At 62.0% G+C, this 20,136-nt stretch carries 17 protein-coding genes and 1 pseudogene; 17 read left to right on the plus strand and 1 reads right to left on the minus strand.

The genetic code is table 11. From position 1 onward, the window contains the following. Nucleotides 1-189 precede the first annotated feature (189 nt). Genes mdh through NTZ43_04560 form a run of 4 tightly spaced genes read left to right on the plus strand, consistent with a single transcriptional unit; the run spans nt 190 to nt 4,488 of the window. Nucleotides 190-1,119, plus strand: a complete 930-nt coding sequence (gene mdh, locus NTZ43_04545; protein ID MCX5766481.1) for a malate dehydrogenase — start codon at nt 190-192, stop codon at nt 1,117-1,119. Beyond that, entirely contained in the window at nt 1,119-1,778 is a 660-nt protein-coding gene (locus NTZ43_04550; GenBank protein ID MCX5766482.1) for a succinate dehydrogenase cytochrome b subunit, read from the plus strand. The genes mdh and NTZ43_04550 overlap by 1 nt, the downstream gene beginning before the upstream one ends. 14 nt (nt 1,779-1,792) lie before the next feature. Continuing rightward, nucleotides 1,793-3,706 (plus strand): fumarate reductase/succinate dehydrogenase flavoprotein subunit, encoded by a 1,914-nt coding sequence (locus NTZ43_04555; GenBank protein ID MCX5766483.1) that lies wholly within the window; start codon nt 1,793-1,795, stop codon nt 3,704-3,706. Beyond that, the gene (locus NTZ43_04560) at nt 3,703-4,488 is read left to right on the plus strand and encodes a succinate dehydrogenase/fumarate reductase iron-sulfur subunit (protein ID MCX5766484.1); all 786 of its coding nucleotides are present in this window, start codon (nt 3,703-3,705) and stop codon (nt 4,486-4,488) included. Before NTZ43_04555 ends, NTZ43_04560 begins: the two co-directional genes overlap by 4 nt. Before the next feature lie 88 nt (nt 4,489-4,576). On the opposite strand, the gene dcd is transcribed toward NTZ43_04560, so the two are convergent. Then, nucleotides 4,577-5,131 (minus strand): dCTP deaminase, encoded by a 555-nt coding sequence (dcd, locus tag NTZ43_04565; GenBank protein ID MCX5766485.1) that lies wholly within the window; start codon nt 5,129-5,131, stop codon nt 4,577-4,579. 204 nt (nt 5,132-5,335) lie between these two features. On the opposite strand from dcd, the gene NTZ43_04570 reads away from it, so the two are divergent. From NTZ43_04570 to nuoL, 13 genes and pseudogenes are all read left to right on the plus strand, one after another. Further along, nucleotides 5,336-8,824, plus strand: a complete 3,489-nt coding sequence (locus NTZ43_04570; GenBank protein MCX5766486.1) for an amidohydrolase family protein — start codon at nt 5,336-5,338, stop codon at nt 8,822-8,824. Nucleotides 8,825-8,968: 144 nt separating this feature from the next. Further along, the gene (locus tag NTZ43_04575; protein ID MCX5766487.1) at nt 8,969-9,376 is read left to right on the plus strand and encodes an NADH-quinone oxidoreductase subunit A; all 408 of its coding nucleotides are present in this window, start codon (nt 8,969-8,971) and stop codon (nt 9,374-9,376) included. Then, entirely contained in the window at nt 9,376-10,005 is a 630-nt protein-coding gene (gene nuoB / locus NTZ43_04580; GenBank protein MCX5766488.1) for an NADH-quinone oxidoreductase subunit NuoB, read from the plus strand. Before NTZ43_04575 ends, nuoB begins: the two co-directional genes overlap by 1 nt. Then, complete coding sequence (locus NTZ43_04585; GenBank protein ID MCX5766489.1) at nt 10,002-10,688, plus strand: NADH-quinone oxidoreductase subunit C; 687 nt, start codon at nt 10,002-10,004, stop codon at nt 10,686-10,688. The genes nuoB and NTZ43_04585 overlap by 4 nt, the downstream gene beginning before the upstream one ends. Nucleotides 10,689-10,844: 156 nt before the next feature. Continuing rightward, nucleotides 10,845-11,999: an NADH dehydrogenase (quinone) subunit D gene (gene nuoD / locus NTZ43_04590; GenBank protein ID MCX5766490.1), complete on the plus strand. Its 1,155-nt coding sequence runs from the start codon at nt 10,845-10,847 to the stop codon at nt 11,997-11,999. Then, entirely contained in the window at nt 11,996-12,496 is a 501-nt protein-coding gene (locus NTZ43_04595; GenBank protein ID MCX5766491.1) for an NAD(P)H-dependent oxidoreductase subunit E, read from the plus strand. The genes nuoD and NTZ43_04595 overlap by 4 nt, the downstream gene beginning before the upstream one ends. Further along, nucleotides 12,496-13,818 carry an NADH-quinone oxidoreductase subunit NuoF gene (nuoF, locus tag NTZ43_04600; protein ID MCX5766492.1) on the plus strand — a complete coding sequence of 441 codons (1,323 nt, stop codon included), beginning with the start codon at nt 12,496-12,498 and terminating at the stop codon, nt 13,816-13,818. Before NTZ43_04595 ends, nuoF begins: the two co-directional genes overlap by 1 nt. Continuing rightward, nucleotides 13,818-15,368: a 2Fe-2S iron-sulfur cluster-binding protein gene (locus NTZ43_04605; protein ID MCX5766493.1), complete on the plus strand. Its 1,551-nt coding sequence runs from the start codon at nt 13,818-13,820 to the stop codon at nt 15,366-15,368. The genes nuoF and NTZ43_04605 overlap by 1 nt, the downstream gene beginning before the upstream one ends. Further along, nucleotides 15,365-16,435: pseudogene (gene nuoH / locus NTZ43_04610) on the plus strand (NADH-quinone oxidoreductase subunit NuoH). The gene NTZ43_04605 and the pseudogene nuoH overlap by 4 nt, the downstream one beginning before the upstream one ends. A 213-nt stretch (nt 16,436-16,648) precedes the next feature. Continuing rightward, entirely contained in the window at nt 16,649-17,146 is a 498-nt protein-coding gene (locus NTZ43_04615) for an NADH-quinone oxidoreductase subunit I (protein ID MCX5766494.1), read from the plus strand. Continuing rightward, nucleotides 17,146-17,688, plus strand: coding sequence for an NADH-quinone oxidoreductase subunit J (locus tag NTZ43_04620; GenBank protein ID MCX5766495.1), 543 nt, complete (start codon nt 17,146-17,148; stop codon nt 17,686-17,688). The genes NTZ43_04615 and NTZ43_04620 overlap by 1 nt, the downstream gene beginning before the upstream one ends. Then, nucleotides 17,678-17,971, plus strand: coding sequence for an NADH-quinone oxidoreductase subunit NuoK (gene nuoK, locus NTZ43_04625; protein ID MCX5766496.1), 294 nt, complete (start codon nt 17,678-17,680; stop codon nt 17,969-17,971). The genes NTZ43_04620 and nuoK overlap by 11 nt, the downstream gene beginning before the upstream one ends. Then, the gene (nuoL, locus tag NTZ43_04630) at nt 17,971-20,136 is read left to right on the plus strand and encodes an NADH-quinone oxidoreductase subunit L (protein MCX5766497.1); all 2,166 of its coding nucleotides are present in this window, start codon (nt 17,971-17,973) and stop codon (nt 20,134-20,136) included. Before nuoK ends, nuoL begins: the two co-directional genes overlap by 1 nt.

A 20,136-nucleotide genomic window follows, 5' to 3' on the forward strand; every position in this document is an offset into this window, starting at 1 on the left:
GACACTCTGGGTCGCGGTACTTGCTCTGCAGTACAGCATCGACCCGGCGCAAGGCTGACTTGAGCCCGCTACGTCGGGGAAACAGCACCACTTTCGTCAGGGACTTTCCCTCGTGGGTGAGCGTTGCCCGACTCCTCACGCACCAATAACTTTCGTTGGTTGGTTCCTCACACCACACACGAGCGAAACATGGTCAATAAAATCACGGTGGTCGGCGCAGGGAATGTTGGCGCCACGGCTGCCCAGCGCATCGCCGAAAAAGAACTGGCCCGCACGGTTGTCTTGGTGGACATCGCCGAAGGCATTCCGCAGGGAAAGGGACTCGATCAGTGGGAGTCCGCGCCCATCGAAGGCTTTGACACGCGCGTCATCGGCACGAATGGCTACGATGAAACCGCCGGCTCCGATATCGTCGTGATCACCGCTGGCATTGCTCGTAAGCCGGGGATGAGCCGCGACGACCTCCTCAACACGAACGCCGGCATCGTGAAGTCGGTGAGCGAGCAAGTGGCCAAGACGTCGCCCAACGCCATTCTGATCATTGTGTCGAACCCGCTCGACGTGATGTGCTACGTTGCCAAGTCCGTGAGCGGCTTCCCGCGCGAACGAGTGATCGGCATGGCTGGCGTGCTCGACTCCGCGCGCTACCGCTCGTTCCTCGCCGAAGCGCTCAACATCAGCGTGCACGACATTCAGGCGATGGTGCTCGGGGGCCACGGCGACACGATGGTGCCGCTCATCAGCTACACCACCGTCAGCGGCATTCCGATTCTTCAGCTTATGAAGAAGGAACAGCTCGATCCTATCGTCGACCGCGCCCGGAACGGCGGTGCCGAAATCGTGAAGTTCCTCAAGACCGGTAGCGCGTACTATGCGCCGAGCAGCGGTGCGGTGCAGATGGTCGAAGCCATTGTGAAGGACCAGAAGCGCATCCTGCCGTGCTCGGCTTGGCTGCAGGGCGAATACGGCATGAAGGACGTCTTCCTCGGCGTCCCGGTGAAGCTCGGCCGCAAGGGTATTGAGCAGATTCTTGAGATTGAGTTGACGGCCGACGAAAAGGCCGCGCTCGCCAAGAGCGCCGACGCCGTGCGCGAGCCGATGTCGGTGGTCAAGCTCTAATGGGCGCCCTCACGAAGTTCTGGGAGAGTTCGGTCGGGAAAAAGATCGTCATGGGGGCGACGGGAGTGATTCTCGTCGGATTCGTGATCGGACACATGTCCGGCAATCTCCAGTTCTTCATGGGGGCCGACCGTTACAACGCCTACGCGAAGCTGCTCAAGCACGACATCATCGAAATCACGTGGATTGTGCGGATCACGCTCTTATTGAGCGTGATCCTGCACGTGATGGCGGCGTATCAACTCACGATGCGCAACCGCGCCGCGAGGCCGGATGACTATGCCATGCGCGAGTCGCAGAGTTCGACGTACGCCTCGATGACGATGCGGTGGGGCGGCATTTACCTCTTTGCGTTCCTCATCTATCACATTGGTCACTTTACCGTCGGCATTTTCCATCCCGCGTTCAGTGAAACGGGCGCGTGGGGGAATGTGGCGATCGGCTTCAAATCCATTCCCGTCGCTGGTTTCTATCTCGGTGCCATGGCCTTTTTGGCCATGCATCTCTATCACGGCGTCTGGGCGTGCATGCGCACGCTCGGTCTGGCTCGTCCCTCTGAAAATCCGCTACACCGGCGCGCCGCGCTCGTGATTGCGATTGTCGTGGCGACCGGCTTCAGCCTCCTGCCGCTGAGCGTTGTGCTCGGCATTGTCCGCTGAGCGCGAGGATGACCATGAAACTCGATGCCAAGATTCCTGAGGGGCCCGTCGCCGAGAAATGGGACAAGCACCTCTTTGACATGAAGCTCGTCAACCCCGCCAACAAGCGGAAATTCCATGTGATTGTGGTGGGGTCTGGGTTGGCTGGCGGGGCCGCAGCGGCCACGATGAGCGAACTGGGCTACAACGTCAGCTGTTTCTGTTTTCAGGATTCCCCGCGCCGTGCCCACTCGATTGCCGCGCAGGGCGGCATCAATGCGGCCAAGAATTACCGGAACGACGGCGATTCCGTGCAGCGGTTGTTCTACGATACGGTAAAGGGCGGCGACTTTCGCGCGCGTGAAGCCAATGTGTATCGCCTGGCGCAGATCTCGGTGAACATCATCGATCAGTGCGTGGCGCAGGGTGTACCGTTCGCGCGTGAGTACGGCGGCCTGCTCGCGAATCGCTCCTTTGGCGGGGCACAGGTGAGCCGCACGTTTTATGCGCGCGGACAAACGGGCCAGCAGCTGTTACTCGGCGCCTACCAGGCACTCGAAAAGGAAATCGCCAAAGGCGGCGTGAAGATGTACAACCGCCACGAGATGCTCGACCTCGTGGTCGTGGATGGTGTGGCGCGCGGCATCATTACGCGTGACTTAGTGAGCGGAAAGATTGAAGCGCACGTGGCCGACGCCGTGGTGCTCGGCACCGGCGGGTACGGCAACGTGTTCTTCCTCTCGACGAACGCGAAGGGGTGCAACGTCACGGCCAATTACCGCGCCTACAAAAAGGGCGCGGCTTTTGCGAATCCGTGCTACACGCAGATCCACCCGACGTGCATTCCGCAGAGCGGGGACCACCAGTCTAAGCTGACGTTGATGTCGGAGTCGTTGCGCAACGACGGCCGCGTGTGGGTGCCCAAGAACGCCGCCGATTGCAACAAGAAGCCACAGGACGTGCCGGAAGATGCGCGCGATTATTACCTCGAGCGCAAATATCCGAGCTACGGCAATCTGTCGCCGCGCGACATTGCGAGTCGTGCCGCCAAGGAAGTGTGTGACGAAGGACGGGGCGTCGGCCCTGGTGGCCGCGGCGTCTATCTCGACTTTGGCGACAGTATCAAGCGACTGGGCGAGAATGCCATCCGTGAGCGGTACGGCAATCTGTTTGAGATGTATGAGCGCATCACGGACGAGAATCCGTACAAGCAACCGATGCGCATTTACCCCGCCGTGCACTACACGATGGGTGGGCTCTGGGTGGATTACAACCTGATGAGCACCATCCCCGGGCTGCACGTGATTGGTGAGGCGAACTTCAGCGACCACGGCGCCAATCGACTCGGGGCCAGTGCGTTGATGCAGGGGCTGGCCGACGGGTACTTCGTTATTCCGAACACCATCGGTCATTACCTGGCGAGCAATAAGCTCGACAAGCTCAGCGCCGATAGCCCGGAGTTCCGCGCCGCGGTCGAGGCAGTGGAAGCGCGGCAGAAAACGCTGCTCAACATCAACGGCAAGCGCACGGTGGATTCGTTCCACCGCGAGCTCGGCAAGATCATGTGGGAAAAGTGCGGCATGGCGCGCAATGAGAGCGGCCTCAAGCAGGCACTGCAGGAGATTCCCAAGCTGCGCGAAGAGTTCTGGCAGAACGTGACGGTGCCAGGGAGCGGCGCCGAGTTGAACCAGAGCTTGGAGAAGGCCGGTCGGTTGGCGGACTTCCTGGAGTTTGGCGAACTGATGTGCATCGACGCCCTTCACCGCGAGGAGAGTTGCGGTGGGCACTTCCGTGAGGAGCATCAGGAGTTGGGCGAGGCCAAACGTAACGACGACACGTTCGCATACGTCGCCGCGTGGGAATATGCCGGCGACAACAAGGCGCCGATTCTGAATAAGGAGCCGCTGGTGTTCAACGACGTTCACCTTGCCACGCGGAGCTACAAGTGAGCGGCGGTCTCAATCTTACGCTGAAGGTTTGGCGTCAGGCTGGCCCCAACGCGGCCGGCAAGATGGTGGAATACAAAGCCACCGACATTAGCCGCGACATGAGCTTCCTCGAGATGCTCGACGTGGTGAACGAAGGGTTGATTCAGGGCGGGCAGGACCCCATCGCCTTCGATCACGATTGCCGAGAGGGGATTTGCGGCTCGTGCGGGTTGATGATCAATGGCTCCGCGCACGGTCCAATGAAACTGACGACCGCGTGCCAGTTGCATATGCGCACGTTCAATGACGGCGACTCGATCACCATTGAGCCGTGGCGCGCCACGGCATTCCCGGTGATCAAGGATCTCGTGGTGGATCGCGGGGCGCTGGATCGCATCATTCAGGCCGGCGGATTTATTTCCGCCGCCACGGGCTCGGCGCAGGACGCCAACGGTCTTCCGATTTCCAAGCAGGACGCCGAAGAAGCCATGGACGCAGCGGCGTGCATTGGGTGCGGCGCCTGCGTGGCGGCATGCCCGAATGCGTCAGCCTCGCTCTTTACGTCGGCAAAGATCACTCATCTCGGACGCTTGCCTCAGGGGCAGCCGGAACGGTACCGGCGCGCATTGAGCATGGTGGCGCAGATGGATCTCGAGTCGTTTGGTGGATGCACGCTGTACGGGGAGTGCCAGGCGGCGTGCCCGAAGGGCATTTCGATTGATTCCATTGTGCAAATGAACCGAGACTATATCTGGGCCTCGGCCACGAAGCGCGAGGAGAAGGCGGAGATGGGCGCGGGCTGATCCAAGGCCGCGCTGGAGACCGTGACAAAAAAGAGGCGCCGATGATGTCGGCGCCTCTTTTGCTTGCGGGTGTTCAGGCGCAGTGGAGCTAGATCTTTGGCAGCGTCACGCCCACCTGTCCCTGATACTTGCCCTTTTTGTCCTTGTAACTGACTTCGGGCTCTTCGTCGCCCTCAAAGAACAGCACCTGTGCAATCCCCTCGTTGGCGTAGATCTTGGCCGGCAGGGGCGTGGTATTTGAAATTTCGAGCGTTACGTATCCTTCCCATTCCGGCTCGAACGGCGTGACGTTGGTGATGATGCCGCAGCGCGCGTACGTGGATTTGCCCACGGTGATTGTCATCACCTTGCGCGGAATGCGGAAGTACTCCACGGAGCGCGCCAGCGCAAAGGAGTTCGGAGGGACGATGCAGACATCCCCTTCGAACTCGACGAACGACTTGGGGTCGAAGTGCTTCGGGTCAATGATCGAACTGAGCACGTTGGTGAAGATCTTGAACTCGCGGGCCACGCGCATGTCGTAGCCATAGGCACTCACACCGTAACTCACGACGCCGTCACGCTGCTGACTGCTCTCGAATGGTTCGATCATGCCATGTTCTTTGGCCATCATCGTAATCCAGCGATCGTTCTTGATCGACATCGGGGCTCGTAGCGGCAAGGGAGGCCAGCGCGCGGCGCGGCGTGCGTGCCGCGCAGTCCGCCAGAAGATAACCTCCCGCCGGCAGGACGGCAGGGGCGCCGGTAGCGATACCCGAGCCCTAGCAGTCGCCTCACGGCGGTCGTACCTTCCGCGCATTGTTCGCCGGATTCCGTTCGTCGTCCCGGTCCTCTGAGGAAAACACTGATGTTGAGTCGCTTCTCGCGCGCCACCGTTATGGCTCTCTTGATCTCGGGGAGCGTCTCGGCGCTCGCCGCTCAGGGCGGTGCCCCAGGCGCCGCCGGTGCGCCACCAGCCGCCGCGCTCCCGTTGAAGGCCACGCGCACCCATGAGTTCACGACCACGAAGGGTACCTGGCTTTCGCTCGACGTCGCGCCCGATGGCAAGACGATCGTGTTTGACATGCTGGGCCAGCTCTACACGCTCCCCATCGGCGGCGGCACAGCCACGGCGATTACCAGCGGCATGGCGTATAACTCGCAGCCGCGCTTCGCGCCTGACGGCAAGAGCATCGCGTTTATCTCCGATCGGAGCGGCGGCGACAACGTCTGGACCATGACGCTCGACGGCAAGGATACCACGCAGATCTCGAAGGGCAACGACGCGCTCTTTGCCTCGCCGGAGTGGACGCCCGACGGCAAGTACATCATCGGGACCAAATGGGCGGGCTTTGGCGCAGGAAAACTTTGGGTGTACAACGTCGACGGCGGCACGGGCATGCCGCTCAATGCCGCCGCCCCCAAAGAAGAGAAAGCGCTCGGCGCAGCATTCGGGAAGGATCCGCGCTACCTCTGGTACGCCACCCGAATCGGGAACTGGCAGTACAACTCTATTGGACCGACGTTCCAGCTGCATGTCTACGACCGAGAGAACGGCAAAAGTTCGCAGATGACGACCCGCTTTGGCTCTGGGTTCCGTCCGACGCTCTCGCCGGATGGCGTCTGGTTGGTGTACGCCTCGCGCTTTGAAACCAAGACGGGCCTGCGAATTCGGAACCTCTCGACGCAGGAAGAAGACTGGCTCGCGTTCCCTGTGCAGCGCGACGAAACCGAATCGGTCTCTCCGCTCGACGCCTACCCGGGCTTCTCCTTTACGCCGGATTCCAAGGCCATCGTCGTCTCATACGGCGGTGAGATTTGGCGCGTGCCGGTCGATCGCTCCGCCGCCACAAAGATTCCATTTGAAGCGCACGTGAAAATGGCGATGGGCCCGGAAGTGAAGTTCGCCTATCGCGTCGACACATCGCCGACCTTCAACGCGCGGCAGATTCGCGACATCGCGCCTTCGCCCGATGGCACCAAGCTCGCGTTTACGGCACTCGACCGTGTGTGGGTCATGGACCTGCCCAACGGCAAGCCGTCGCGCGTAACCAGCAGCGAGATTGGGGAATTTGGCTCGGCGTGGGCTCCGGATTCCAAGTCGCTCGCCTTTGTGACGTGGCAGGACGCTCAGGGTGGGCAGATCCTGCGGGCGACGTGGCAACCCAAGAAAGCGGCGCCGGTGATCTCCACGCTGACGCAACATGCTGGGCTCTACACCGACATCGCGTGGGCGCCGACGGGCGACCGCTTGGTCGCCGTGCGCGCTGCCGCTCGCGAATTGCAGGAAGCCAGCGGCATGTTCATGGGACCCGCGGCCGCAGATTTTGTCGCCATCCCCGCGACGGGTGGACCGGCAACGCTCATCATGCCGACGGGCGGTCTGGGCACGCCGCACTTTACCGCGAACTCCGAACGCATCTTCGCGTATGGCCGCCGCGACGGTCTGGTCTCGTTCCGCTGGGACGGCACTGACCTGCGCTCGCACCTCAAAGTTACCGGCCCGCTGTCGCCAAGCGCCGCCGGCACCAACGCGCAGCGCACGCTCGACGCCGGGCTCGCGGCGCGCGAATCCAAGCACGATATGGGCGGACGGGCCGCTCGCCTCTACATCGGCGATGACCAGGCAGAGCCGAACCCGCTCGCGCCACCCGCCGCCGATCTTGTGCTCATGGCACCGCGAGGCGATCAAGCACTCGCGACGGTCGGAATGAACATCTATACCGTCACAGTCCCGCAGCTCGGCGCCACGGCTCCGACTGTGTCGGTCGCGATGCTGGCAGCCACGCCGGTGCCGGTGCGGAAGCTCAACGAGATCGGCGGCGAGTTCGCCATCTGGTCGAATGATGGCCGCAAGGTGATGTGGTCGTTGGCGAATGCGCTCTGGACCTTTGATCTCGATCGCGCCAAGGTCGTGGACGATTCACTCAAGGCCGACGCCCGCGCCAAGTCCGCCGTCAAGAAGGACAGCGCGGCCGCTCCGGCGCCGAAGGCTGACACCACCAAAAAAGAAGCACCAGGGTACAAGCCCGCAGAACAGCGCATTGTCGTGACGGCAACGCGCGAAACGCCGCGCGGCAGCGTCCTTCTCCGTGGCGGACGGGCGATCACGATGAAGGGGAAGGAGATCATCGAGAACGCCGACGTGCTCGTGAAGGACAATCGGATTGTGGCGATTGGTGCGCGCGGCGCCGTGACAGTGCCGGCGGGAACGCACACCGTAGATGTCACCGGCAAAACCGTCATGCCCGGCTTTGTGGATCTTCACTACCACCCCCAGTGGCTGATTCCGTCGGTCCACTCATCGCAGGTGTGGCAGTACCAGGCCACGCTCGCGTATGGCACCACCACCACACGCGATCCGCAAACCGCCACCACCGATTTCCTCTCGTATGCAGATCGTGTGGAGAGTGGGGAAGTGGTCGGGCCGCGTATCTACACGACGGGACCCGGCGTGTTCGAAATGGAACAGATCCGCGATCTCGACCATGCACGCGCCATCCTCAAGCGGTACGCGCTCTACTACGACACCAAGACGCTGAAGATGTACATGACCGGCAACCGCCAGCAGCGGCAGTGGGTCATTATGGCGGCCAAGGAACTCGGCATTATGCCGACGACCGAGGGCGGGCTCGACTTCAAGCTCGACCTCACGCACGGACTCGATGGCTATCCGGGCATCGAGCACACGCTGCCGATCACGCCGAAGTTCGCCGACGTCTTTGAGTGGTACAAAGGCACCCAGGTTACCAACTCGCCGACGCTGATCGTGGAATACGGCGGCCCCTTTGGTGAAGGGTGGTTTTACCAGTCGGAAGACCTGATTGGCGACGCCAAACTGCGCCATTTCACGCACCCAACCGACTTCAACGAAAAAGTCCGCCGCCGCGGCATGGGGAACTCGCCTGGCCCGGCCGGCTTTGCGCTCAAGGAGGAATACGCGATGTGGCAGCACGCGGAGGACGTCGCCAAGACCGTCGCCGCAGGTGGTCGCATCGGCGTGGGAAGCCACGGGCAGCTACAGGGCTTGGGGATGCACTGGGAGATCTGGCTCCTCCAGAGCGGCGGGCTCTCGCAGCACGACGCGCTCCGGGCAGCCACCATCGTCGGGGCAGAGGCGATTGGGCTCGATGCCGACGTGGGCTCCCTTGAGCCCGGGAAGATGGCCGACATCCTCGTGCTCGACCGTAACCCACTCACGGATATCCGGAACACCAACTCCGTGGCGATGGTGATGAAGAACGGGCGCCTTTTTGACGCCAGTACGCTCGACGAGCTCTATCCGAAGCAGCAGAAGATGCCGGTGCAGCCGTGGGTCACGGTCACCCCCAACCCGAAGGCTGGGATCAAGCCCTAACCCCGCGCCAGCGGGAAGGCGGAAAGCGGCTCCCGAACCTCGGTTCGGGAGCCGCTTTTGTCGTTGACACACTTCGCGCACGCTCGGTAAGTTTACGCGTTGTGAGACTTCGTGAACTTTTTCACGAGCGACTATAAAGGCAATATGGACCGCACCTACCTTCCGGTTCTACTTCTCGTCGGCTTCGTCATCACGAATGCCGCCATCATCATCGGCCTTTCGGCGTGGACACTGCGTCCCCGACCGACGCCCGAGAAACAGATGCCGTACGAATCCGGCATCCCGCCGCTGGGCGACGCCCGCGAGCGATTCTCGGTCAAATTCTACATGGTCGCGATGCTGTTCATCGTCTTCGACATCGAGACGGTGTTCATGATTCCGTGGGGCGCCTACTACCGACAGCTGTCGTGCAGCATTCCGCTGACGGCCGCCGGTATTTGCCCTCCCGCCCAAGTCTCATTCTTTGGACTCAACGAGATGCTCGTGTTCATGGTGATTCTCGTCGTTGGGTTTGCCTACGTCTGGAAGAAGGGAGCACTCCAGTGGGATTGATTAGCCAGCCGGAACCCGGCCGCGCCCCCTCCACCGTCACGTTCGATCCCACCTCGCAGGAAGGGTGGGTCACGACACGTCTCGACTTTCTCGTCAACTGGGGCCGCGCCAACTCCCTATGGCCCATGCCGTTCGGCACCGCCTGCTGCGCGATCGAATTCATGGCCACCGCGGCCAGTAAGTTCGACCTCGCACGCTTCGGGATGGAGCGAATGGGCTTTTCGCCGCGACAGGCTGACGTGCTGATCTGCGCCGGCCGCGTGCCCTTCAAACTGGCCCCCGTGCTGCGCCGCATCTGGCAGCAGATGCCGCAGCCCAAGTGGGCCATCTCGATGGGCGCCTGCGCCAGCACAGGTGGCATGTTCGACACCTACGCCGTCGTGCAGGGCATCGACACGATCATCCCGATCGACGTCTACGTCCCTGGATGCCCGCCGCGCCCTGAGGCGCTGATCCACGGCATCATGATGTTGCAGAAGAAAATCATGCAGGAACAAATGTCGAGTAAGACGCTGCGCAACGAGATGCAGCCCGACCCGCGCAGCAAGCTCTATCTCCCGCCCGATCGCATCGACGAGCTCTCCGAGCCGTTCGGTAACTCGGTGCACCAGACCCGGTCGGCCCCATGAGCACCGGATTCACGATCTACCATCCCGAGGGCGATCAGCCCTCGACGCCCAAGAAGGTCCCGCATCATGGCGGGGCCGCCAACCCGTCGGCCGCCGCCATCGCGGCTCGTTTTCCGGGTGCGGTCGTTCGCTCCGCCGTCGTCTGGGGTGAGACCACCGTCTTTGTGGTGGCGGACCAGCTCCATGCCATTGTCCAGTGGTTGCACGAGGAGCCCAGCGAGTGCTACGACTACCTCTCTGACGTGACGGCCGTCGAATACCGCGATCTCGCGCAGCCCATGGAAGTCGTCTGGCATCTGCGCTCCGTCAAACATCGCCGCTTCCTCCGCCTCAAAGTGCAGCTCGCCAAAGGCGCGCCGCTTGCCGTGCCGAGTGTGTGGGACATCTACAAGGGCGCGGATTGGCTCGAGCGCGAGACCTACGACATGTTCGGGATCACGTTCACGGGTCACCCGGACCTCCGTCGCATTCTGCTGTGGGAGTCCTTCCAAGAAGGACACCCGCTGCGCAAAGACTTTCCGCTTCGCGGACGCTTCTCGCGCTCGCAGCAACTCACCAACGCACTCTCGGCCGCTCCGGAAGCGCGCTATTCGATGGAAGAGCTCTCGATCGCCGATGCGTTCGAAGATCTGCCGCTCGATATGCGCGCGCGCCTTGCCGGCGGCGATCGGACGGGGGAGTAACCAATGGCGACCAAGCGCACCATTGAAGTAGAACTCTCCACGTCGGGGCTCGACCGTGAAGGCCGGCCGCAGCGCGTACCGATCGTGACCTCAGGCGGAGCGGCGGTGGCGCTCGAAGCGCCGCCAAGCCTCGAGCCGGATCTCGGCGGTCAGCACATGCTGATCAACATCGGACCGCAGCACCCCGCCACACACGGCGTGTTGCGACTGGTGCTCGAACTCGACGGCGAAACCGTTGTGCGCTGCATTCCGCACGTCGGCTATCTCCACTGCGGCTTTGAGAAGATTGGCGAGTACCGTCAGTACAACCAGATCATCCCGTGGACCGATCGCGAAGATTATCTGAACTGCATTGGCAACAACATCGCCTTCTCACTCGGCGCCGAGCGCTTGTTCGGTATTGAGATTACGCCGCGGTGCACGGTGTTGCGTGTGATCGCGATGGAACTCTCGCGCATCGCATCGCACCTGGTGTGGATGGGAACGACCGGCATCGACATCGGCGCCTACACACCGTTCCTCTGGTCGTTTCAGGAACGCGAGAACATCTACAACCTGCTCGAAGGGTGGTTCGGCGCCCGTCTCACGACGTCGGGTTCGCGCGTCGGTGGCATGGCGGCGGACATCCCGGACAAATGGCTCGAAGGGCTTAACGGGTTTATTCACTCGTTCCCCAAGACGCTCGACGAATGCGATCGGATGCTCACGAAGAATGCGATCTGGGTCGGTCGCACGATTGGGCTTGGCGTCATGGGTCCCGAAGAAGCGCTCAACTATGGCCTCAGCGGTCCGATGGTGCGCGCGTCGGGCGTGGCGTACGACGTGCGCCGCGACTTCCCGTATCTCGACTACGAGACCTACGACTTTGAAGTCCCCGTCGGTAATCAGGGCGACGTGTACGATCGGTACCTCGTGCGTATGGAAGAGATGCGGCAGTCTGTGCGCATTCTGGAGCAGGCGGTCAAGCGCCTCCCCGACGGTCCGGTGAACGTCGACGATCCGCGCGTGATTCTCCCGCCCAAGCACAAGGCGACGAGCGAGATGGAATCGATGATCCATCACTTCAAGAACGTGATGGAAGGACCGCGGCCTCCGATCGGCGAGACGTACGTTGCCGTCGAGGCCCCGAAGGGTGAGAAGGGCTACTACTTCGTGTCGGATGGCACCTCCAAGCCGGCGCGCTGGCGTATTCGCCCGCCGAGTTTTGTGAACCTCTCCGCGATTCCGAAAATGGTGGAGGGGCATCTGCTCTCCGACGTGATCGCGATTAATGCTTCGATCGACATCGTGATGGGAGAAATCGACCGGTGAGCGCGCATACGCACGCACCCTACGAGCCGGTATTCGTCGGCGCCCGCAAAGAGGAGCTGACGCAGCTGCTCACGCGCTATCCGACGAAAATGGCAGCGCTGCTGCCCGCGCTCTGGATGGTGCAAGAAGACCGCGGCTGGATTAGCGAAGAGGCGATGACGGAAGTCGCCGCGCAGCTGGATCTCACGGCCGCCTACGTGAAGGGTGTGGTCTCCTTCTATACGATGTATCACCAGCACCCGGTGGGGAAACACTTCATTCAAGTGTGCACCACCAGCCCGTGCCTCTGCGCGGGCGCCGACAAAGTGGTGGACGCATTCCTTGAGCACACCGGCTGCAAAGAACTCGGCGTCACCTCCGCCGACGGCAAGTACACGGTGATCGAGGTCGAGTGCTTGGGCGCGTGCGGCTTCGCCACGCCAGTACAGGTCAACTTGGATTACATCGAAAATGTCACGGCCGACAAAGTCCCCCAGATCCTCGCGGGGTTGAAGTAATGGGATATCCGCACAAGTCGCATCCGAGAGAGACCGCGGTGCTGAGCAAGCACTTCGGTGATCCCGAAGCGCGCACCCTCGACGGGTGGAAGAAACGCGGTGGGTATCGCGCGCTTGAACAAGCGCTCGCGATGACGCCCACCGATATCGTGAACATCGTCAAGGAGTCCGGGCTACGTGGTCGTGGCGGCGCGGGCTTCCCGACGGGCCTCAAGTGGTCGTTCATGAAACAGGGTGACGGCAAGCCGCACTACCTCTGCTGCAACGCCGACGAATCTGAGCCGGGCACGTTCAAGGATCGCGAAATCATGCGGTGGACGCCCCACTCGCTCATCGAAGGGTGCGCCATTGGCGCTTACGCGATTGGCGCAGAGACGGCGTACATCTACGTGCGTGGCGAGTTCACGGAGCCCATTCGGCGCCTGAACGAAGCGCTCAAAGAATGCTACGCGGCCAATATCCTTGGCTCGAATGCTATGGGAACGGGCAAGACCATAAACATCTATGTCCATTCCGGCGCAGGCGCCTACATCTGCGGCGAAGAAACCGCGCTGATGAACTCGCTCGAAGGTCGCCGCGGCAACCCGCGCATCAAGCCGCCGTTCCCGGCCGTCGCCGGACTCTTCGGCATGCCGACGACGATCAATAACGTCGAGACGCTCGCGGCCGTTCCGCACATTCTCATCAACGGCGCCGAGTGGTATAAGGCGATGTCGCTGAGTAGCCCGAAGAGTATGGGCACTAAGTTGTTCTCGGTGTGCGGCAATGTTGCGCGCCCGGGCAACTACGAAATCGTGATGGGCTTTCCGTTCAAGGATTTCCTGTACGACCTCTGCGGCGGACCGCTCGCGGGGCGAAAGTTCAAGGGTGTGATTCCTGGCGGTTGCTCGGTGCCGATCCAGACCATGGAAGAAGCCGAAGCGACGATGATGGACTACGAAGGATTCGTGGCGCAGGGGACGATGCTTGGGTCCGGCGGCGTGATCATTTTTGACGACGCGCAGTCGATTCCGCGCATGACGGCGCGCCACGCGCGCTTTTATGCCCACGAAAGCTGCGCGCAGTGCACGCAGTGCCGCGAAGGCACCGCCTGGACCACCAAGATTCTCGACCGCATCGTGGCGGGGCAGGGCACGTTCGAAGATCTCGACACGCTGCTGGAAATGGCCGACAACATGACGGGTAAGACGATTTGCGTGCTGAGTGATTCATGCGCCACGGTCGTGGTGAGCGCGCTGCAGAAGTATCGCCATGAGTTTGAGGCCTTGATTACCGGCAAACGGTCGTCGACCGTTGCCGCTTCGTCGGGGGCTGCCGCGTAATGGCCGACAATACCGTCAACCTGACGATTGAGGGCCGCGCGGTTTCCGTGCCGGCCGGCACCTCTATCCTCGAGGCCGCCAAGACTGTCGGCGTCCTCATCCCGCATTACTGCTATCACTCCGGACTTCCCGTGGCCGGCGTGTGCCGCATGTGCCTCGTCGAAGTCGAGAAGAGCCCCAAGCTGGCGCCCGCCTGTGCGACAACGGTGGGCGAGGGACAGGTGGTGCATGTGTACAGCGAGAAGGCGCTCGAGGCCCGCAAGGGCGTGCTCGAGTTCCTGCTCATCAACCATCCGCTCGATTGCCCGATCTGCGATCAGGCCGGCGAGTGCGAACTCCAGGATTACACGTTCCAGGAAGGACGCGCCGACTCGCGGTATCGCGAGCCCAAGCGCTTCAATCCGATGGAAGACTTTGGCGGCGATGTGCTGTATGTGCAGAACCGCTGCATCCTGTGCACGCGGTGCGTGCGTTTCATGGATGATGTGCACGAGGCGCCGGTGCTCAGCGTCACGGAGCGCGGCGATCGTGCGTTCATTGGAAAGGCGCCGGATGCCGATCTCACGCAGCCGTGGGCCGCGAACGTCGTGGATCTTTGCCCCGTGGGCGCGTTGGTGTCTAAGGATTTCTTGAACAAGGCGCGCGCGTGGGAACTGGATCGCACCGCGTCGGTCTGCACCGGCTGCTCGCAGGGGTGCAACATCACGGTGGAAATGCGTGACAACGTGGTGATGCGGTTCAAGCCGCGCGCCAACGAGCACGTGAACCACTTCTACATGTGTGACGAAGGACGCGCCAACTATCGCTGGCTGAACCGACCGGATCGCTTAGAAGTCCCGATGGCGGACGGACGCCCGGTGGATTGGGAGATCGCGCTCGCCGCGGCGGCCGCTCTTCTCAAGGGAAAGAAGGCGCACATCGTCGCAAACGCCTCGCTGTCCAACGAAGCGATGCATCTGATCAAACGCATTGCGGCCAAGACGGGCGGAGCGGTGAAGTACGCGGTGAAGACTGGAATCGAGGCCAACCTTCCGGGCGCCACCGATCTCGCGGTTCGCGCCGATCGCGCCGCGAATGCGACCGCCGCAGCACTGTTTGGCTTCGCACGGACAAGCGACGTGCTGAGTGGCCTCTCCGCGCAGGATGTGCTGATTATCGTGGACGATGCGCTCGACGGCCTTTCTGCCGACGCCGTGGCGAAGGCCGGAGCCGTGATTGTCATTGGAACCGCTATGCCGGCCGCCGTCGCGAAAGCCAACGTCGTGTTGCCGATTGCGAATGTGGTGGAAGAAGAAGGGACGCTGACCAACCTGCGTGGACGCGTGCAGCGCTTTCTGCAGGCCAAGCAGGCGCCTGGTCTGGCTCGGCCGAGTTGGTTTGTGCTGGCCGATGTACTCCAGTCGCTGGGCGATGCGGCTCCGTATCTCACCGCGAGTGCCGCGTTCGACGCGCTCGCCAAAGCTGAGCCGGCCTTTGCCGGCATGAACTACGACGCGCTCGCGCTCTCCGGACAAACCGTCCAGGGTGCGCTGGCAGGAGCGGGGGCATGATGGTGCATACCTTTCCGCTGCTCTTGCAGGTGGCGGATTCCCAGCTACCTCCGACGACCGGCGTGTTTGTCATCGCGTCCATCATCAAGATGCTCGTGATGTTTGGCCTCGTGATGGGCACCGTGGCCTATACCACGTTTGCGGAACGACGGATCGCCGCCTGGATTCAGGACCGGCATGGTCCGAATCGCGTCGGACCTTGGGGCCTCTTCCAGGTGCTGGCCGACGGCGTCAAGAACTTTATGAAGGAAGAGACCTACCCGGCCGATGCGAACAAAGTCTTGTTCGTCCTCGCCCCGGCGCTCGCCTTCATTCCCGCGATGCTCACCTGGGCGGTGATCCCCTTTGCGTCGCCGCTGCCGACGCCGTGGGGGCGCATCGACATGGTCGTCGCCGACCTACCAGTGGGGTTCCTCTTTACGCTCGCCATCAGCTCGCTTGGCGTGTACGGACTGACGCTCGCCGGCTGGAGCTCCAACAACAAGTACGCGCTCCTCGGCGGTCTTCGCGCCAGCGCGCAGATGGTGTCGTATGAAATCGCGATGGGGATGAGCACGGTGTGCGTGCTGCTGTTGGCGGGCAATGTGCACCTGAGCGAAATCATCACCCAGCAAGTGACCATGGGATGGAACGTCCTCTTGCTGTCGGTCGCGTTCTTCCTGTTCATCATCGCGGCCTTTGCCGAAACGAACCGCGTGCCGTTCGATCTCCCCGAATCGGAGTCGGAGCTCGTGGCCGGCTATCACACCGAGTACAGCGCGATGAAGTACTCGATGTTTCCTATCTCGGAATACGCGAACATGATCACGGCGGGCGCGATGCTCTCGACGCTGTTCCTCGGCGGCTGGGACATCCCGTTCACGACGTGGGATAACCTGCCGCCGTTCACGGTGCTCAAGACGTTGCTGACGTTCGGATTCTTTGCGGCGAAGGTGGTGTTCTGGATCTTCTTCTTTATCTGGATCCGTTGGACGCTGCCGCGTTTCCGCTACGACCAGCTCATGTCGCTCGGATGGAAAATCATGCTGCCGATCGCGCTCGCCTACGTCGCGTTGATCGCGACAGTCGTGGTCGTGCTCGACAAGGCAGGCATTGCGCGCGGGCACCTGTTCGGCCTCATCCTCTTCGGCATCAACATCGTCTCGGTGGCGGTCCTCTTCTTCTGGCTCGATCGTGGCCGCATCGTCAGTCCGGCGTACAGCCGTCTGAACCGTGCCGGCGTCGATAAGCTGCGTGCCGTCGCCCCAAGTCGTTCGACTCTCAAGGGACCTGGAGCCTAAATGACCATCCGGGTGAAAATCGTAGACCGCCCCGTGGGGGAGGTGAGTTATGTGCGCGCCACCGTCAAAGGCTTGGCGCTCACATTGAAACACCTCGTCGATCCCCACAAGGTGACGGTGCAGTATCCCGACGAAAAGTGGGACATCTCGCCGCGCTGGCGTGGCACGCACCGCATGCTGACGACCGAAGACGGCAAGGCCAAGTGTGTGGCGTGCGGTCTCTGCCCGACGGTGTGCCCCGCGAACTGCATCAAGCTGGTGCCCGGCGAGGACGAGGAAGGGAATCGCTATCCGCTCGTGTTCGAGATTGACGAGTTCCGTTGCATCTTCTGCGGCTACTGCCAGGAAGTGTGCCCGGAGGAAGCCATCCACGTGGGGCGTCACTACGAGAACGCCGAATACAGCCGCGATCGGTTTGTGTACGACTTGGCGCGTCTCACGTCGCAGACGCACGCCGTCAGCGAACTGTGGGATCCCGCCGACCGGAAGGGGGAGTGATGTCTAATCAATTTTACCCCCTCTTCTATTCGTTCCATTTCTATTTGTTCGGGCTGATTGCGCTCGCCAGCTCGCTGATGTTCGTCACGCGCAAAAGTCCGGTGTCGGCGGCGATGTGGCTGGTGGCCACGATGTTCGCTTTGGCCGCGCTCTACATCATGCTCGACGCGCAGTTCGTCGGCGTCATGCAAGTCCTGGTGTACGCCGGTGCGATCATGGTGGTGTTCTTGTTTGTCGTGATGTTGCTCAACCTCGGCTCACCCGCCGACCTCAATGACATGCGCGGAAAGTGGGGGCGTCTGCTGGCCGGTTTCGTCGGGCTGGCGCTCGTCGCCGAGTTGATGGCGCTCACCAAGAGCCCACTCGATCTGCGCCTCGTGCTGCCCGCCGCGACGGACGTCCCGCCAACCGGAGGCGTGATCGCGTCGATCGCCGCTCCGATGTTCAAGGAATATCTCCTGGCCTTCGAACTCACGAGCGTGCTGCTGTTGGCAGCCATCATGGGTGCGGTGGTCCTCGCCAAGAAGACAGATGCTCGCTGAGTCCCTTGCGCTCTCCGCAGCGCTCTTCGCGATCGGCGTCGTCGGTGTCCTCACCCGACGGAACGCGATCATCGTGTTTATGTGCGTGGAGCTCATGCTCAACGCCGTGAACCTCTCGTTCGTGGCGCTCTCCAAGTTGTACGGCGCCACAGGACAGGTATTCGTGATTTTCGTGATGACGGTGGCCGCGGCCGAAGCGGCCGTCGGTCTGGCCATTATCATCGCGATTTTCCGCCATAAGCAGACCGTGAATCTGCAGAACATCAACCTGCTGCGCGGCTGATGATGACCGCTCCTACTTCCGGCACGCACGCGCTGGCCTCTACGGTCGCGCAATTCGTGTGGCTACTTCCGCTCCTGCCGCTGATCGGCTTCCTGATCAATGGCACCTTGTCGCTGCTCGCCGTGGCCAAGCTCGGCCCCGATGATCCGTCGGCCGCAGGCCACGACGCGCATCACGACGACCACGGCCATGGTGACGACCACGGGCATCATGCCGCGCAGCATAAGTTTGCCGGCATCGTGAGCGTGGTCGGCCCGGGCGTGCTGCTCCTCGCCTTTGCACTCGCCGTCGCGATTTTCGCCGCGATGCGGGGCGTCGAGATGCACGAACCGTATCTGCTCACGCTCTTTCAGTGGATGCCGGTCGGCGATCTCCATATTGACGCCGCGCTGCAGCTGGATCCGCTTTCGATGGTGATGGTGCTCGTGATCACGGGCGTCGGTTCGCTGATTCATATTTTCAGCGTCGGCTACATGCAGGACGATCCGGGCTACCCGCGCTACTTCGCGTACCTGAATCTGTTCGTCTTCTTCATGCTCCTGCTGGTGCTCGGCGGCAACTATCCGTTGCTGTTCGTCGGCTGGGAAGGCGTGGGCCTCTGCTCGTACTTGCTGATTGGGTTCTGGTTCAGTGAGAAGGCCAATGCCGACGCGGGGAAGAAGGCGTTCATCGTCAATCGCATCGGCGACTTCGGGTTCCTCGTCGCGATGTTCCTGTTGTTTGCGAACGTGGGGTCGCTCGACTTCGCCGGCGTCGCCGAGAATGTCGGCAAGTTGCCGATTGGCGGCGCGGTCATCACGGCGATCTGCCTCTTCATGTTCTTAGGCTGCACCGGCAAGAGCGCGCAGATCCCGCTCTACATCTGGTTGCCGGACGCGATGGCCGGCCCAACGCCCGTCTCCGCACTCATCCACGCGGCGACGATGGTCACCGCCGGTGTGTACCTGATTGCCCGGAGCTCGTTGCTCTTCTCGATGGCCCCTGCGGCCTCGTTGACTGTTGCCGTGGTGGGTGCGCTCACTGCGCTCTTTGCCGCGACGATCGGCCTCAAGCAGTGGGATATCAAGAAAGTATTGGCGTATTCCACGGTATCGCAGCTCGGCTACATGTTCATTGGCGTCGGTGTCGGTGCTTATACCGCCGGTGTGTTCCACCTTGTGACGCACGCGTTCTTCAAAGCCTTGCTGTTCCTCGGCTCTGGCTCGGTGATTTTCGCCATGCACCGCGCGTATCACGCCACGCACAACCACGATGATGCGCAGGATATGCGCAACATGGGCGGCCTGCGGAAGTACATGCCGGTCACGTGGACGCTGATGTGGATTGCGACGTTGGCCATTGCGGGCATTCCGCCGTTCGCCGGATTCTTCTCTAAGGACGAAATCCTCGGAAACGTCTTTGCGCGTGCCCACGGCTCCGCGCTGAGCGAAATCACTTGGCTCGGTCTGCCCGGTGGCACGGTGCTGTTTGTGGTGTGGGGGCTTGGTCTCGCCTCCGCGTTGCTCACCGCCATCTATATGACTCGCATGATGCTCTACACCTTCCACGGCCCTAACCGGTCGGGGCAGGCGGAGCAGGGGCACCTCGCAGAAGCACCATGGATCATGACCGGTCCGCTCGTGGTGCTCGGTATTGCGAGCGCGGCTGGCGGTTGGTTGAACTTGCCGGAGCTGATCCCGATCGGTCCGATTGGTGCGCTCGAGAAGTGGCTGGAGCCCGTGGTGGGCGTCGCCACCAAGCGTATCGCTGGCGCCGAGGGACACGAGGCGGTGTCGACGGAGCAGATGCTGATTGGTATTGCGGTGGCCATCGCGGTGGTCGGTATCACGATCGCCGTGACGCGTCTCAAGCCGGCGGCGCTTGTCACCAAAAAGGAATCGCCCGCCTCCACGGGCTTTGAGCGCGTGCTCGAGCACAAGTACTTCGTAGATGAGGGGTACGACGCGGCCATCATTCAGCCGACCGTGGCCACTTCACGTGTGGTGTTGTGGAAGGGCGTGGATGTTGGACTCATCGACGGACTGATGGTGAACGGCAGCGCTCTCGCGGCTCGCGCGCTTGGTTGGCTCGGATCGCAACTGCAGTCCGGTCAGATTGGCACCTATGCTTGGGTGCTGCTGATCGGCGTCATCGCGCTCTTGAGCGCCTTCACCAAGTATCACTAA

The sequence above is a fragment of the Gemmatimonadota bacterium genome (assembly GCA_026387915.1).
Lineage (GTDB): Bacteria > Gemmatimonadota > Gemmatimonadetes > Gemmatimonadales > Gemmatimonadaceae > Fen-1231.

Coding starts and splice junctions, on each gene's coding strand:
- nuoK (MCX5766496.1), top strand. CDS start 17,678: ATGCTCGCTGAGTCCCTTGCGCTCTCCGCAGCGCTCTTCGCGATCGGC.
- NTZ43_04620 (MCX5766495.1), top strand. CDS start 17,146: ATGTCTAATCAATTTTACCCCCTCTTCTATTCGTTCCATTTCTATTTG.
- NTZ43_04555 (MCX5766483.1), top strand. CDS start 1,793: ATGAAACTCGATGCCAAGATTCCTGAGGGGCCCGTCGCCGAGAAATGG.
- NTZ43_04615 (MCX5766494.1), top strand. CDS start 16,649: ATGACCATCCGGGTGAAAATCGTAGACCGCCCCGTGGGGGAGGTGAGT.
- NTZ43_04550 (MCX5766482.1), top strand. CDS start 1,119: ATGGGCGCCCTCACGAAGTTCTGGGAGAGTTCGGTCGGGAAAAAGATC.
- NTZ43_04570 (MCX5766486.1), top strand. CDS start 5,336: ATGTTGAGTCGCTTCTCGCGCGCCACCGTTATGGCTCTCTTGATCTCG.
- nuoF (MCX5766492.1), top strand. CDS start 12,496: ATGGGATATCCGCACAAGTCGCATCCGAGAGAGACCGCGGTGCTGAGC.
- NTZ43_04575 (MCX5766487.1), top strand. CDS start 8,969: ATGGACCGCACCTACCTTCCGGTTCTACTTCTCGTCGGCTTCGTCATC.
- mdh (MCX5766481.1), top strand. CDS start 190: ATGGTCAATAAAATCACGGTGGTCGGCGCAGGGAATGTTGGCGCCACG.
- NTZ43_04605 (MCX5766493.1), top strand. CDS start 13,818: ATGGCCGACAATACCGTCAACCTGACGATTGAGGGCCGCGCGGTTTCC.
- NTZ43_04585 (MCX5766489.1), top strand. CDS start 10,002: ATGAGCACCGGATTCACGATCTACCATCCCGAGGGCGATCAGCCCTCG.
- dcd (MCX5766485.1), bottom strand. CDS start 5,131: ATGTCGATCAAGAACGATCGCTGGATTACGATGATGGCCAAAGAACAT.
- nuoL (MCX5766497.1), top strand. CDS start 17,971: ATGATGACCGCTCCTACTTCCGGCACGCACGCGCTGGCCTCTACGGTC.
- nuoD (MCX5766490.1), top strand. CDS start 10,845: ATGCTGATCAACATCGGACCGCAGCACCCCGCCACACACGGCGTGTTG.